Below are 13,280 nucleotides of genomic sequence, written 5' to 3'. Positions count from 1 at the left end.
ATACACCAATCGAGATCTTCTTACTTAATCTACGTCACTAAATTCGTTCAAGTTATTTCTTGCAATCTGCCTAATTAAAAAAGATGTGTTGGGATCATGACAAAAATTTTAGTAGTGGATGATGAAGCAGCAATTTCAACGTTATTGCAATATAACCTGGAAGAGAATAATTATGACGTCACAGTGGCAGAAGATGGCCAGACGGCTTATCAATTAGCCAGTCAACAGCAATTCGATGCTATTTTGCTAGATTTGATGTTACCAGGCATGGATGGCATGACGGTTTTGAAAACCTTACGTCAAGATAAGATTAGTACTCCAGTGATTTTGGTCACTGCTAAAGGGGATGAATTTGATCGGGTGTTTGGTCTAGAACTTGGAGCAGATGATTATATTACTAAGCCGTTTAGCCCAAGAGAAGTTATCGCGCGTTTAAAGGCGGTATTACGTCGTTCACAAGTTGATCATCAAGTCTCTGAAGAAGCGGATGTCATTAAGATTCAGGATCTGGTGATTGATGATAATAAAAAGGTTGTGACTAAGGCTGATAAAATTTTGACGTTGACGCCACGAGAATATGAATTATTGCTCTATTTTGCCCAACGTATTGGACGGGTCATTGATCGTGAAACGATTTTAACGGCGGTCTGGGGCTATGAATACACGGGTGAAAGCCGTATGGTCGACATGCATATTAGTAATTTACGGGAAAAAATTGAAGCCAACCCGAAGTCGCCGGTGCTCCTAAAAACGGTTCGTGGTTTCGGCTACACGATGGTGGTCTAACTGCGTAAAGATGACTTTACAATGATTTACATAACGATGACAGGTTTGTGCCTAGTTCTTTGACACAGCGTCGGTAGTATATAACTTGTAAACAAGGACTGGCACCCAAGAGCCACTACTACAACCAAGTTTACACTACATACGCTTCAATGAAGCCTTAGACAAGGGAGAATTACTCATGAACAAAGCAGTTGTCGGTGTTATCGGCGGTGTTGTCGTTATCGCAGCAGGTGTGGCATTGTATGCCAATTCAAATAAGAGCACAACCAAGCAGGCCACACAAAAAACAGCCACTTCTAACCTCAGTGGTAAGGTGCTTGCCTTGGGATCGACGGCCTTGCAACCATTAGCGGAACAAGTTGCAACGTCATTCCAACAAAAAAATCCTGGTGTGACAGTGACAGTTCAAGGTGGTGGTTCAGGTGCTGGTTTGAGTCAAGTTGCTAGTGGCTCAGCACAAATCGGTAACTCGGACGTCTTTGCTGAAGAAAAGTCTGGTGTTGATGCTTCTAAGTTGAAGGATCACAAAGTCGCAGTTGTTGGTATTGCACCAGTCGTGAACGCAGATGTCCAAGTGTCAAATTTGTCAAAGACACAATTGCGTGACATCTTCACTGGTAAGATTACGAACTGGAAAGAAGTGGGCGGTAAAGACGAAAAGATCGTTGTGGTTAACCGTGCGACTGGTTCAGGGACACGTGCTGTCTTTGAAAAGAACGTGTTGGATGGTCAAAATGCTGTTCAAGCAACAGAGCAAGATTCTAACGGTACAGTTCAAAAGATTGTGTCAACCACACCAGGGGCTATTTCATACCTAGCCTTTGCTTACTTGGATGCTTCTGGTATCAAGGCACTTAACATTGATAAGGTAACGCCTGATACAAAGAATGTTGAAGACAATTCATGGCCAATTTGGGCATACGAACATATGTATACAAAGGGTGACGCGACAGGTGCCACTAAGGCATTCTTGGATTACTTCACAACTAAGGAAGTACAAAAGTCAATCGTACCAAAGCTGGGTTACATTGGTTTGACGGATATGAAAGTCACACGTGATGCGTCAGGTAAGGTTACAAAAAACTAATTTAAGTCATTTTTCAAAGTCCGCGTCAGCGGGCTTTTTTGTTATGATAGAGATATTGGAGTAAGGTAATGACAAAAAAAATATTAAAATTTCTATCGTTTTGGTTTATCAATTTTGTATTCTGTGGCGTCGTGAGTAGTTTATTGCAGCTCCATTTAAGACAGTGGCTGTTGCTTGTTTTAATTATTACTTTGGCAACTTTTGTCATTGTACTATGGGCTAATTTTTGGGAAAATCGCCAACAACAAGAATTAACAGTGATGGAAAAACGGATGGCCGATACGGTTGCTGGTGAGACCCCAAGAGGCGTGTTGGCAGAACCAGGATCGCCTTATTACGCCTTGATCAAGCAATTTAATGTGATGCAACATCAGATCGAACAAGCACGTCAAACTGCACAACGTGATGTGACGAACTATCGTTCATTGCTAGCGAGTTTACCAGTTGGGGTGATTAATATTAATCGCGCCCATACCATTGATGTGTTTAATGAAACGGCGGCTGACCTGTTGGGCATTCAACGCCCTGAAACGCCGATTGCCGAAAGTATGGTGATTCGACAGTTCACGCTCTCTGAGCTGATTACCCAAACGTTTAATACGCAAAAAAATCAACAATCGATTTTGAATTTACAAATTAATGGCGATATGAAACAGTACGAAGTTAGCACTTTGTATCATCAAGGTAATCTGAAACATGCGGAAGTCATGATCATTATTTATGACTTAACATCGGTCTTACAAGTTGAGCGGATGCAGTCTGACTTTTTGGCGAATGCGTCTCATGAGCTAAAAACACCGCTAACGGCGATTACGGGTTTTATCGAAACATTACAAGGACCGGCCGGCGCAGATCAAGCCACGCGGGAGATGTTTTTGGCTATTGTGGCGCAGGAAGCCAAACGGCTATCGTCATTGGTCAATGATATTCTCTCATTATCACGTGTGCAACAAAAGCGAGAGGCTGTACAGACGGAGTTAGTGATTCATGATATGGTGGCCGAACAATGGCAGCATGTGATGCCATTGGCGGAGACTAAAGCCGTGCAATTGCGCAATGACGTGCCTGATGATTTTATCATTCGTGGTCTCAAAACAGACGTGGAAATGATTTTACAAAACTTGATTGTTAATGCAGTGAAATATAACGTCCAAGGTGGGGACATTCACGTGACGGCTTACAAGGATCATCAGCATTGGCAGTTAAATGTTAAAGATACGGGCATCGGGATTCCGACGAATCAACAATCCCGAATTTTTGAACGTTTTTATCGTGGGGATGAATCACGACAACGCAAAATTGCTAGTGGCACAGGCTTAGGCTTAGCCATTGTTAATGAAATTGTTAATAAGCACAATGGTGAAATTAAAGTACAATCACAAGTTGCGGTGGGCACAACAATCAGTGTGACGTTACCTTTGTAAATATTTCTTGACACAATCTTTACATTCACCCGCGATGACATTTACAAAACTTTAAGATAATAGGAGAGTAGTAGTTATTGTAGTTAAATCTTGGGAGGCATCAACATGTCGAAATCACATCGCGGGATGATTGTATCAACAGTCGTCATCGTGGGTCTTATTGCGGCCATTGGCGCAGGTTACATTACACGTGATAAAAGTGCATCAGGCACATCAATCACGGCTGTCGGTTCAACGGCCTTACAACCATTGGTAGAAGCTGCCGGAGAAGAGTACACGAAAGCTAATCTTGGAACATTTGTCAATGTGCAGGGTGGCGGTACGGGTACCGGTCTAAGTCAAGTTGCACAAGGCGCGGTTGATTTAGGAAACGCTGATGTATTTGCCGAAGAAAAGTCAGGAATTGATGCGACTAAGCTAGTCGATCATCAAGTGGCTGTTGTCGGCATTACACCGTTATTAAATAAAGAAAATGGGGTGACCAACTTGAGCACCCAGCAACTACGTGAGATTTTCACAGGTAAAGTCAAGAACTGGCGTCAAGTCGGTGGGCATGATTTGCCAATTGTGATTATCAATCGTGCAGCGGGCTCAGGGACACGGGCAACCTTTGAAAAGTTTGGTTTGATGGGCGATAAGAGTACTTCAGCGCAAGAACAAGATTCATCTGGTATGGTGCGGTCAATTGTTGCGACAACACCTGGCGCTATCTCTTATGCAGCCTTTGGGTACATCAACAATACTGTTGTGGCACCGACAATTAACCATGTCAAGCCAACTAACAGCAATGTCATCACTGGTCGCTATCCGATTTGGTCGTATGAGCACGTGTATACGAAGGGGAACCCATCTAAGCAGGTCGCCAAGTTCTTGGATTATTTATCATCAGAAAAAATACAAAAAACTTTGGTGCCAAAGCTAGGGTATATCTCAGTTCATGATATGCAAGTTATCCGTCAAGTCGATGGCCAGATCATAAAAAAATAATCTGACGTGTAGTTATCATGCATACGTCAGATCAGAACAGCATTTGAAATATAGTAGACAGTGGGTAACCACTCGTCAAATACTTTGGAGATAAAATGGATAACATTACAAAAAAGTTGATGCAAAAGTCAGAATCAACGAAGCAAGACGCAATGGGGCAGGCAATTAGTTTGTCTGCGTTGGCCTTGATCGTGCTTGTGGTCGTTTCAATTTTTGCTTTCGTTATGAGTCGTGGACTATCAACATTTTTCCAAGATGGTGTCAGTGTGAAAGGATTCCTCTTTGGCACAACTTGGAATCCATCAGTGATTAATCCACAAACAAAGCAGCCTTATGTCGGGGCGATGCCAATGATTATGGGCTCGTTCTTGGTGACGTTTTTAGCCGCAATTGTTGCCACACCATTTGCAATTGGGACGGCATTATTTATGACTGAAATTGCGCAAAAGCGTGGTACAAAAATCATGCAACCAATTATTGAATTGCTGGTTGGTATTCCATCAGTTGTTTATGGTTTCATCGGCTTAACAGTGGTTGTGCCATTTATTCGGACAGTGTTTGGTGGATCAGGGTTTGGTATCCTATCGGGTACCATTGTGTTATTCGTCATGATCTTACCAACGATTACGTCAATGACAGTGGATACGTTGAAGTCAGTCCCACGTCATTACCGTGAATCAGCTTTGGCAATTGGGGCAACCCGTTGGCAAATGATTTATAAAGTGATCTTGCGTGCGGCTACACCAGGTATCTTAACAGCGATTGTCTTCGGTATGGCGCGTGCGTTTGGTGAAGCCTTAGCCGTACAAATGGTGATTGGTAATGCGGCATTGATGCCACAAAACTTGATTTCACCAGCCTCAACCTTGACATCTGTCTTGACGATGGGAATGGGTAACACGGTTATGGGCTCACTACAAAATAATGTCTTGTGGACTTTGGCCATGATCTTGCTATTGATGTCACTTGTCTTTAACTTGATTGTGCGGGCTATCGGACGCAAAGGGGAAATGAAATAATGAATGCAAAAACTGCTGATAAAATCGCCACAGGCATCATTTATATGATTTCTGGGATTGTTGCGCTAATCTTAGCGACCATGCTCGCCTTTATTTTAGTTCGTGGCGTACCACACTTGTCATGGCATTTCTTAACGGCACCAGCCAAAGCCTTTGAAGCTGGCGGTGGTATTGGCGTACAATTGTTTAACTCATTTTACTTATTAGTATTAGCGATGGCGATTAGTTTTCCAATCGCTTTAGCTGCGGCAATTTACTTGAATGAATATGCCCGCAAGGGACCTTTGACAACCATGGTTCGGACAGCAATCGAAATTTTGAGTTCATTGCCATCAGTTGTTGTCGGTTTGTTTGGTTTCTTGTTGTTCGTCGTGAAATTCCATTTTGGCTTTTCAATTTTGTCTGGCGCGATTGCGTTGACATTCTTCAACTTACCTTTGTTAACACGCTCAATTGAAACCAGTTTGGCACAAATTCCAAACTTACAACGTGAAGCTGGCTCAGCATTGGGACTATCACGCTGGGAAACAGTGATTCATGTCATCTTACCAGCAGCGGTACCTTCAATTGTTACCGGTGTTGTCTTGTCTGCCGGCCGTGTGTTTGGTGAAGCGGCGGCTTTGATTTATACAGCGGGACAATCAGCCCCAGCTTTGAACTTCAGTGACTGGAATCCGTTCAACATTTCTAGTCCGTTAAACCCAATGCGTCCGGCCGAAACCTTGGCGGTGCACATTTGGAAAATTAATTCTGAAGGCATCATGCCCGACGTGAGTGCAGTTTCTGCTGGTTCCTCAGCAGTGTTGATCATTGTTGTCTTATTGTTTAACTTCAGTGCACGTAAGCTGGGTACAAAGTTGCACAAAAAGCTTACCAGTGCTTAATGTGAGTTAATTGCAAGAAACAGTTGTCACAGTCAGTTGCGAGGCAATAAGACAGCCTGATTGTAGGCTTTATGGAGAAAAAATGGCAAATACGATTGATTTAAAACCAGTCAGTGAATTTATTTCAGATGAGGCACCTGAACGTTATATTTATAAGATGTCACCGGAAAAGCATGAAATTGCATTGTCAACACATGATTTGCAAGTTTATTATGGTGATAACTTGGCCTTGAGTGAAGGTGATTTATCGTTTGAACGTTACAAAATCACGAGTTTAATCGGGGCCTCTGGTTCCGGTAAATCAACCTTTTTACGGTCTTTGAACCGGATGAACGATGGCGTGGCCACGGTTAAAGGAAACATTATGTATCGCGGTGTTGATATTAACACAAAAGCGATTGATGTGTACGAAATGCGCCGCCATATTGGCATGGTATTCCAACGCCCAAATCCGTTTGCAAAGTCAATTTATAACAACATTACCTTTGCGTTGACACAACGTGGGATGACGAATAAGCAAGAATTAGACGAAATTGTTGAAACGAGTTTGCGTCAAGCTGCTTTGTGGGATGAAGTGAAAGATGAATTAAACAAGTCAGCCCTTGCTTTGTCAGGTGGACAAGCTCAACGATTGGTGATTGCTCGTGCATTGGCATTGAAGCCAGATATTTTGTTGCTTGATGAACCGTCAAGTGCGCTTGACCCAATTTCGTCAGCACAAGTTGAAGACACACTGCTTGAGTTGAAAAACAAGTATACGATCATTATCGTGACGCACAACATGCAACAAGCAGCGCGTATCAGTGATTACACGGCGTTCTTCCACATGGGAAAAGTCATTGAATATGATTTAACACGTAAAATCTTTACACGACCAAAAGTTGCGCTAACAAATGATTATATATCGGGGAACTTCGGATGACAGAGAGTACACAAAAGAATATTCTTGAAACGCGCGATGTGAAATTATGGTACGGTAAAAAAGAGGCCTTGCATGGCATTAACCTCTCATTTCCAGAAAAAGGCATTACGGCGCTCATTGGCCCTTCTGGATCAGGAAAGTCCACTTATTTGCGGGCGTTAAACCGAATGCATGATTTGGAAGATAACATTACAGTCACAGGGACATTTGACTGTAATGGCACCAATATTTATGCCCCAACAACTGATACAGTTGAGTTGCGTAAGCGCATTGGGATGGTCTTCCAACAACCTAATCCATTTCCATTTTCAATCTATGAAAATGTCATCTTTGGGTTGCGCTTAGACGGTGTTCGCGATAAAACGGTGCTAGATGAAGCCGTTGAAAAAGCGCTACGTCAAGCATCCGTTTGGGATGAAGTGAAAGATGATTTGCATAAGTCAGCGTTAGGCTTATCAGGTGGCCAACAGCAACGTGTATCGATTGCTCGTGTGCTGGCTACCTCACCAGAGTTGTTGCTGTTAGATGAACCAACATCAGCTTTGGATCCCGTATCAAGTCACAACATTGAAGAAACGTTGTTGAATTTAAGAAATGATTATGCGATGATTATTGTGACCCATTCGATGTCTCAAGCATCACGTCTATCAGATCGCACGGCCTTTTTCCTAAGTGGTAATTTGATTGAAGTGGATGCCACGAAAAACATCTTCTTAAACCCACAGCGCCAAGAAACACAAGATTACATCAGTGGCCGTTTTGGCTAAGCATAAAGGAGAAACAATATGCGACGTTTATTTGATGAAGAATTAGCTGACTTAGATAATTCATTTACAGAAATGGGGATGCTTGTCGCCCAAACCATTCAAAAGGCAGTGCAATCATTTGTCGATCATGATCGTGAAGGGGCGAAAGCCATTTTGGAAAATGATCATAAGATTAATGAACGCGAAGCAGCCATTGAAAAGAAGACATTTGAAATGATCGCGTTGTATCAACCCGTGACGACTGATTTGCGTGAAATCGTGACGATTTTAAAGGCTGTATCAGTTCTAGAACGTATGGGTGATCAAGCGCGTAACATTGCCAATTCAACGATTCGTGTGAAAGGCACTAAGCATATTGCCAGTGTCGAAAAAGAATTGGGTGAAATCGGTGAACAAGTGGCAACGATGGTTTCTCGTGTGATGGATTACTACGTTAAAAATGACGCTTTAGGCGCGGAAACAATCGCTGAAGAAAACCAATCATGGTCAAATCGGGCAGCGAAGGTTCGTTTGGATTCCGTAAAAGGCATGAAAGATGATCCAGAACTTGTCGATTCAGCGGCTGATTATTTGGTGATTGCTGGGTACTTGAAGCGTATCGGTGACTATACCATCGATATTGCCGAGTGGATCGTTTATAAGCGTACAGGTAAAATTATTGAATTAAACCCTGGTTACAACTACTTTATTTAATATATACTTCCCATCATTGCGCTCAGTTTTGTGACAATGATGGCAGAAAAATGACTGAACAACCCGTTCAGTCATTTTTTCTACTCATCATATTTAAATATTTGGTATAATAAATTTATAACGTTTCCGATAAGATGCTTTATATCAATGTTTAAAGCGCTTACACGATTGACTGGAGGGGCCTATGCCATTTATCGCAAGATTAGTCACCACGATGATTGTCTTTATGGTGACAGCCGCGCTATTTCCTAGCGGTTTTAGCGTTGAGAACTGGCTGACGGCTCTAGGGGCGGCCTTTGTATTGGCACTGCTAAACATGCTGATTAAGCCAGTATTATTACTCTTAACGTTGCCACTCAACATCATGACTTTTGGTTTATTTACGATTGTTATTAATGCGTTGCTATTAGAAATGACGGCATGGTTGGTAGGTGGTTTTACGTTTGCCGGTTTTGGCTGGGCAATTTTAATGGCCATTGTGTTATCGATTGTGAATACAATCTTGACCTCTGATGTATAAATAGATTGAGAAAGATAGTAGTATGATACAGAATTCAGTGACAGTAAAACAGTTGGTTGATCATACCAAGTTAGAGATTGTGTCTGGGGAGCAGTATTTAGATCGGCCAATTACAACCGCCGATATTTCCCGACCTGGCCTAGAAATGACAGGGTATTTTAATTATTATGCGCCCGAACGTGTGCAATTGCTTGGGATTACTGAAACATCCTTTTCTGAACGGATGGGACACGATGAACTCTTGATGGTTTATCGCCGGATGGCCGATGTGACGACCCCAGCTTTTGTGGTGTCAACGGGGTTGCCTATCAGTGACGAGTTAAAGCAAGCAGCGGAAGAGGCACATATTCCAATTTTGACGTCAACTCTGACATCGTCGCGTATTTTATCGAATATGACTTACTATTTGGGTGGCCAATTATCACCCCGCGAGAGTGTACACGGCGTTTTGATTGACGTGTATGGCTTAGGTGTGTTGATTACTGGAGATGCCGGGATTGGTAAAACCGAAGCAGCGCTGGAATTGATTCAACAAGATAAGGCCCGTTTAGTTGCCGATGATCGCGTGGATATTTATCAAGAAGATGAAGAACGTTTGATTGGCGAACCAAGCGACGTACTTCGTAATATGATGGAAGTACGTGGTGTCGGCATTATTGACGTGCAACAAGTTTACGGTGCTGTAGCCGTGCGTTCACACGCCACGATTGCGGTGAATATTCATCTCTCAAACGGTAAAATTGGTGAAGCGAACTTTGATCGCTTGGGCAATGATAATGATACGTTGGAAATTTTAGGCGTGAAAATCAAGCGTATGGTTGTGCCGGTCACACCTGGACGTAATACGTCGAGTGTGATTGATGCGGCCGCAGTTAAATTCCGTACGGCTAATATGGGCATTGATCCGCTCAAAACGCTTGAAGCACGGATGGCTGCTGAAATGGCCAAGAACGAAAAGAAAGATTTGGAGAACAAACATGACTAAACTGGCCGTATTCGGAGCAGGGTCTTGGGGCACAGCTTTAGCAAATACCGCCGCAGAAAATGGGCATGATGTGCGTTTATGGACACATAACCCAGACCAAGCGGTTGAAATCAACACGCAACATACCAACGACAAGTATTTACCGCAAGCACAGTTGTCGGAACAATTGGTTGCCACCAGTGACATGGCAGAAGCCGTGGCGGATGTTGAGATTGTTTTGAGTGTGGTACCAACTAAAGCGGTTCGTGAAGTGGCCCAACAATTGGCTGACGTCTTAGTGGCGCAACAACAGACCGTGATTTTGGCACACGCCACGAAAGGGCTTGAGCAAGGCACTTACAAGCGTATTTCTGAAATGATGGCGGAAGAAGTACCAGCTGCTTATCGATCAGCGATTGCTGTGGTATCAGGACCGTCACACGCTGAAGATGTTATCCGACATGATCTAACGGCGGTGTCAATTGGGAGTGAGGACGAAGCAGCAGCTAAGTTGTTGCAAACAGTTTTGTCAAACCAAACCTTCCGTGCTTATACCAACCATGATTTGCTTGGTTCAGAGTTGTTTGCAGCCTTGAAAAATATTGTTGCCATCGGCTCAGGCGCATTAGTCGGACTAGGGTATGGCGCTAATGCACAAGCTGCCTTATTGACACGTAGTTTAGTAGAAATGCGGGCGCTTGGGTTAGCCATGGGTGCTAAAGAGGAAACCCTCTATGAATTAGCGGGTATCGGGGACTTAATCGTCACCGGTATGTCACCCAATTCGCGCAACTATCGCGCGGGTATGGGACTTGGGCAAGGCAAAACACTGGCCCAAGTCACCGAAGACATGGGCATGGTGATTGAAGGCGTGAACACGACAAAGGCCGTGTACGATTTTGCCCAAACTTATCAAGTTGATATGCCGATTACAACGGCGATTTATCAAGTGTTGTATGAAGACAAACCGTTAGCACAAGCAATTGCTGATTTGATGGCGCGGCCACTAAAATCTGAAGATTAGGCATGATTGTTGTGTTAGGTTGAGGAAAAGGAAAGCGAGTTATAAATTATGAAACCAGTACGTAAGGCAATTATTCCAGCAGCAGGACTTGGGACACGTTTTTTGCCAGCCACAAAAGCTTTGGCAAAGGAAATGTTACCAATTGTTGATACACCAACGATTGAATATATCGTGCGTGAAGCGATTGCCTCAGGTATCGAAGAGATTGTGATTGTTGATGGCAAGTCAAAGCGATCAATTGAAGACCACTTTGATTCAAATCCGGAATTGGAAAACAACTTGCGCGAAAAAGGTAAGGACGAATTACTTAAGATTGTGCAAGAAACAACGGACATTAACATGTACTTTATTCGTCAGTCACACCCAAAGGGCTTAGGGGATGCGGTCTTAACAGCCAAGGCCTTTATTGGGGATGAACCTTTCGTCGTGTTACTTGGTGATGATTTGATGGAAGATGATGTGCCATTGACAAAGCAATTGATTGACCGTTATGAAGAAACTGGTGAATCAACTTTGGCGGTGATGAAAGTACCACATGACCAAGTGTCAGAATACGGGGTGATTGACCCAGCCGCTGAAGCTTCAAAGGATCTCTTCCGGGTTAAGACGTTCGTGGAAAAGCCTAAGCCAGAAGATGCGCCTTCTGACTTGGCCATTATTGGACGTTACTTGTTAACACCGGAAATTTTTGAAGAACTTGAAAACACAGCGCCTGGTAAGGGTGGTGAAATCCAATTAACGGATGCCATTGATTCATTGAATAATCGTCAACACGTTTATGCCCATGAATTCAAGGGAAACCGTTATGACATTGGCTCAAAGATTGGTTTCTTGGAAACTAATATTGAATTTGGCTTGAAGCACCCACAAACCAAAGATCAATTACGCGCCTACATCAAGGAACTTGCTGCCAAGTTGTAAAATTCAAATCACGAGACAAATCCAGTTGTGTCGTGTAGAATAGGATTAACAAAAAGTAAGTGAAATGAGGGCAACAAATTGACAGACTATAAGCAATATGATGTTGTGATTATTGGTGCGGGTCCAGCCGGCATGACGGCGGCAACCTATGCATCACGTGCCGATCTTTCCGTTTTGATGTTAGACCGTGGCATTTATGGTGGCCAAATGAATAATACGGCTGAAGTTGAAAACTATCCAGGTTTTGACTCGATTTTGGGACCAGATTTGGCCGAGAAAATGTATGCCTCATCAACACAATTTGGTGCGGAATATGGCTTTGGCATGGTTGAAGAAATCACGTTAGATGGTGAAGACAAGCTCATTCATACGGATATGGGTGACTATAAGGCTAAAGTTGTGATTATTGCGACTGGTTCTGAGCATATTCATTTAGGTAAAGATGGCGAAGAAGACTATCAAGGCCGTGGTGTCAGCTACTGTGCGGTCTGTGATGGTGCCTTTTTCCGTAATGAAGATGTTGTCGTTGTTGGTGGCGGTGATTCTGCTATTGAAGAGGGACTATATCTGACAAACTTGGCCAAGTCAGTCACTGTATTGCATCGTCGCGATAAGTTGCGTGCGCAACAAATTATTCAAGACCGTGCTTTTGCTAATGACAAAATGGCATTTAATTGGTTTACTGAAGTGCTCGCGATTACTGGTGACGGTGAAAAGGTGACGGGTCTTGATGTCATCAACAACCAAACGCAAGAAGTATCACATATTGATGCGAGTGGTGTCTTTATTTATGTTGGCTTAAAGCCCAATACACAAGGTTTTGAAAATTTGAATATTACTGATGATGAAGGTTGGATTATCACGGACGACAAGATGCAAACTGCCATTCCTGGTATTTTTGCAATCGGTGACGTCCGTGCCAAAGATCTCCGCCAAATTACGACAGCTGTCGGAGAAGGTGGGATTGCGGGCCAAGGGGCTTACACTTATATTAGCCAATTACCGTCAAAATCAGCAGCGCCGACGGCGCAATGAAAAGCAAATTGTTAAAATTTGCTTTTTTATTTTAGCCAAAAAGAACAGCGTATAATTTTAATATAAATTCCTAAATGATAGTTATAATAACAATGTAAGAAAATGTAATTTTCTGAAAGTTTTACACTATTTATTACATTTGGAAAACGTTTGACATTTAAAAATCGGGATATTATAATTACTTGTGTAGAAATGCACAAAGCATGTTTTGTTTGAAAAAATTGGAACCGGTTTTAATCAGATTTTG

14 protein-coding genes are annotated in these 13,280 nt (G+C 42.8%); all 14 read left to right on the top strand.

Annotation, left to right across the window (positions count from 1 at the left end; genetic code table 11):
- The first annotated feature begins 96 nt into the window (after nt 1-96).
- The 14 genes from IE039_RS04555 to trxB all read left to right on the top strand — a co-directional run bounded on the left by IE039_RS04555 (nt 97) and on the right by trxB (nt 13,033).
- Nucleotides 97-786, top strand: a complete 690-nt coding sequence (locus IE039_RS04555; RefSeq protein WP_029509632.1) for a response regulator transcription factor — start codon at nt 97-99, stop codon at nt 784-786.
- A 178-nt stretch (nt 787-964) separates the two neighbouring features.
- The gene (locus tag IE039_RS04550) at nt 965-1,873 is read left to right on the top strand and encodes a phosphate ABC transporter substrate-binding protein (RefSeq protein WP_189428803.1); all 909 of its coding nucleotides are present in this window, start codon (nt 965-967) and stop codon (nt 1,871-1,873) included.
- Between the two features lie 68 nt (nt 1,874-1,941).
- Nucleotides 1,942-3,297 carry a sensor histidine kinase gene (locus IE039_RS04545; RefSeq protein ID WP_189428802.1) on the top strand — a complete coding sequence of 452 codons (1,356 nt, stop codon included), beginning with the start codon at nt 1,942-1,944 and terminating at the stop codon, nt 3,295-3,297.
- Nucleotides 3,298-3,402: 105 nt separating this feature from the next.
- Nucleotides 3,403-4,284: a phosphate ABC transporter substrate-binding protein PstS family protein gene (locus tag IE039_RS04540; RefSeq protein ID WP_029509635.1), complete on the top strand. Its 882-nt coding sequence runs from the start codon at nt 3,403-3,405 to the stop codon at nt 4,282-4,284.
- A 95-nt stretch (nt 4,285-4,379) separates the two neighbouring features.
- Nucleotides 4,380-5,303: a phosphate ABC transporter permease subunit PstC gene (gene pstC, locus IE039_RS04535; protein ID WP_189428801.1), complete on the top strand. Its 924-nt coding sequence runs from the start codon at nt 4,380-4,382 to the stop codon at nt 5,301-5,303.
- On the top strand, nt 5,303-6,187 hold the full coding sequence (gene pstA / locus IE039_RS04530) for a phosphate ABC transporter permease PstA (RefSeq protein WP_010004353.1): 885 nt from the start codon (nt 5,303-5,305) through the stop codon (nt 6,185-6,187). Before pstC ends, pstA begins: the two co-directional genes overlap by 1 nt.
- An 82-nt stretch (nt 6,188-6,269) precedes the next feature.
- Nucleotides 6,270-7,109, top strand: a complete 840-nt coding sequence (gene pstB / locus IE039_RS04525) for a phosphate ABC transporter ATP-binding protein PstB (RefSeq protein WP_010003307.1) — start codon at nt 6,270-6,272, stop codon at nt 7,107-7,109.
- Nucleotides 7,106-7,876 carry a phosphate ABC transporter ATP-binding protein PstB gene (pstB, locus tag IE039_RS04520; protein ID WP_010003305.1) on the top strand — a complete coding sequence of 257 codons (771 nt, stop codon included), beginning with the start codon at nt 7,106-7,108 and terminating at the stop codon, nt 7,874-7,876. The genes pstB (IE039_RS04525) and pstB (IE039_RS04520) overlap by 4 nt, the downstream gene beginning before the upstream one ends.
- A gap of 18 nt (nt 7,877-7,894) precedes the next feature.
- Nucleotides 7,895-8,569: a phosphate signaling complex protein PhoU gene (gene phoU, locus IE039_RS04515; RefSeq protein WP_010003304.1), complete on the top strand. Its 675-nt coding sequence runs from the start codon at nt 7,895-7,897 to the stop codon at nt 8,567-8,569.
- Between the two features lie 184 nt (nt 8,570-8,753).
- On the top strand, nt 8,754-9,089 hold the full coding sequence (locus IE039_RS04510; RefSeq protein ID WP_010003303.1) for a phage holin family protein: 336 nt from the start codon (nt 8,754-8,756) through the stop codon (nt 9,087-9,089).
- Nucleotides 9,090-9,111: 22 nt separating this feature from the next.
- Nucleotides 9,112-10,074 carry an HPr(Ser) kinase/phosphatase gene (hprK, locus tag IE039_RS04505; protein WP_010003302.1) on the top strand — a complete coding sequence of 321 codons (963 nt, stop codon included), beginning with the start codon at nt 9,112-9,114 and terminating at the stop codon, nt 10,072-10,074.
- Nucleotides 10,067-11,077 (top strand): NAD(P)H-dependent glycerol-3-phosphate dehydrogenase, encoded by a 1,011-nt coding sequence (locus IE039_RS04500; RefSeq protein ID WP_010003300.1) that lies wholly within the window; start codon nt 10,067-10,069, stop codon nt 11,075-11,077. Before hprK ends, IE039_RS04500 begins: the two co-directional genes overlap by 8 nt.
- Nucleotides 11,078-11,125: 48 nt before the next feature.
- Nucleotides 11,126-11,998, top strand: coding sequence for a UTP--glucose-1-phosphate uridylyltransferase GalU (gene galU, locus IE039_RS04495; protein WP_010003298.1), 873 nt, complete (start codon nt 11,126-11,128; stop codon nt 11,996-11,998).
- Between the two features lie 78 nt (nt 11,999-12,076).
- Nucleotides 12,077-13,033 (top strand): thioredoxin-disulfide reductase, encoded by a 957-nt coding sequence (gene trxB, locus IE039_RS04490; RefSeq protein WP_029509641.1) that lies wholly within the window; start codon nt 12,077-12,079, stop codon nt 13,031-13,033.
- The last annotated feature ends 247 nt before the right edge of the window (nt 13,034-13,280 follow it).

Source organism: Leuconostoc lactis KCTC 3528 = DSM 20202, assembly GCF_014651235.1.
GTDB classification, from domain to species: Bacteria; Bacillota; Bacilli; order Lactobacillales; family Lactobacillaceae; genus Leuconostoc; species Leuconostoc lactis.
This window is presented reverse-complemented; position numbering and strand designations above follow the sequence as displayed.

Bases quoted from the DNA above. Each gene is read 5' to 3' on its own strand.
- pstC (WP_189428801.1), top strand. From the start codon at position 4,380: ATGGATAACATTACAAAAAAGTTGATGCAAAAGTCAGAATCAACGAAG.
- IE039_RS04550 (WP_189428803.1), top strand. From the start codon at position 965: ATGAACAAAGCAGTTGTCGGTGTTATCGGCGGTGTTGTCGTTATCGCA.
- IE039_RS04555 (WP_029509632.1), top strand. From the start codon at position 97: ATGACAAAAATTTTAGTAGTGGATGATGAAGCAGCAATTTCAACGTTA.
- IE039_RS04545 (WP_189428802.1), top strand. From the start codon at position 1,942: ATGACAAAAAAAATATTAAAATTTCTATCGTTTTGGTTTATCAATTTT.
- phoU (WP_010003304.1), top strand. From the start codon at position 7,895: ATGCGACGTTTATTTGATGAAGAATTAGCTGACTTAGATAATTCATTT.
- hprK (WP_010003302.1), top strand. From the start codon at position 9,112: ATGATACAGAATTCAGTGACAGTAAAACAGTTGGTTGATCATACCAAG.
- IE039_RS04500 (WP_010003300.1), top strand. From the start codon at position 10,067: ATGACTAAACTGGCCGTATTCGGAGCAGGGTCTTGGGGCACAGCTTTA.
- IE039_RS04540 (WP_029509635.1), top strand. From the start codon at position 3,403: ATGTCGAAATCACATCGCGGGATGATTGTATCAACAGTCGTCATCGTG.
- pstB (WP_010003305.1), top strand. From the start codon at position 7,106: ATGACAGAGAGTACACAAAAGAATATTCTTGAAACGCGCGATGTGAAA.
- IE039_RS04510 (WP_010003303.1), top strand. From the start codon at position 8,754: ATGCCATTTATCGCAAGATTAGTCACCACGATGATTGTCTTTATGGTG.
- pstA (WP_010004353.1), top strand. From the start codon at position 5,303: ATGAATGCAAAAACTGCTGATAAAATCGCCACAGGCATCATTTATATG.
- galU (WP_010003298.1), top strand. From the start codon at position 11,126: ATGAAACCAGTACGTAAGGCAATTATTCCAGCAGCAGGACTTGGGACA.
- pstB (WP_010003307.1), top strand. From the start codon at position 6,270: ATGGCAAATACGATTGATTTAAAACCAGTCAGTGAATTTATTTCAGAT.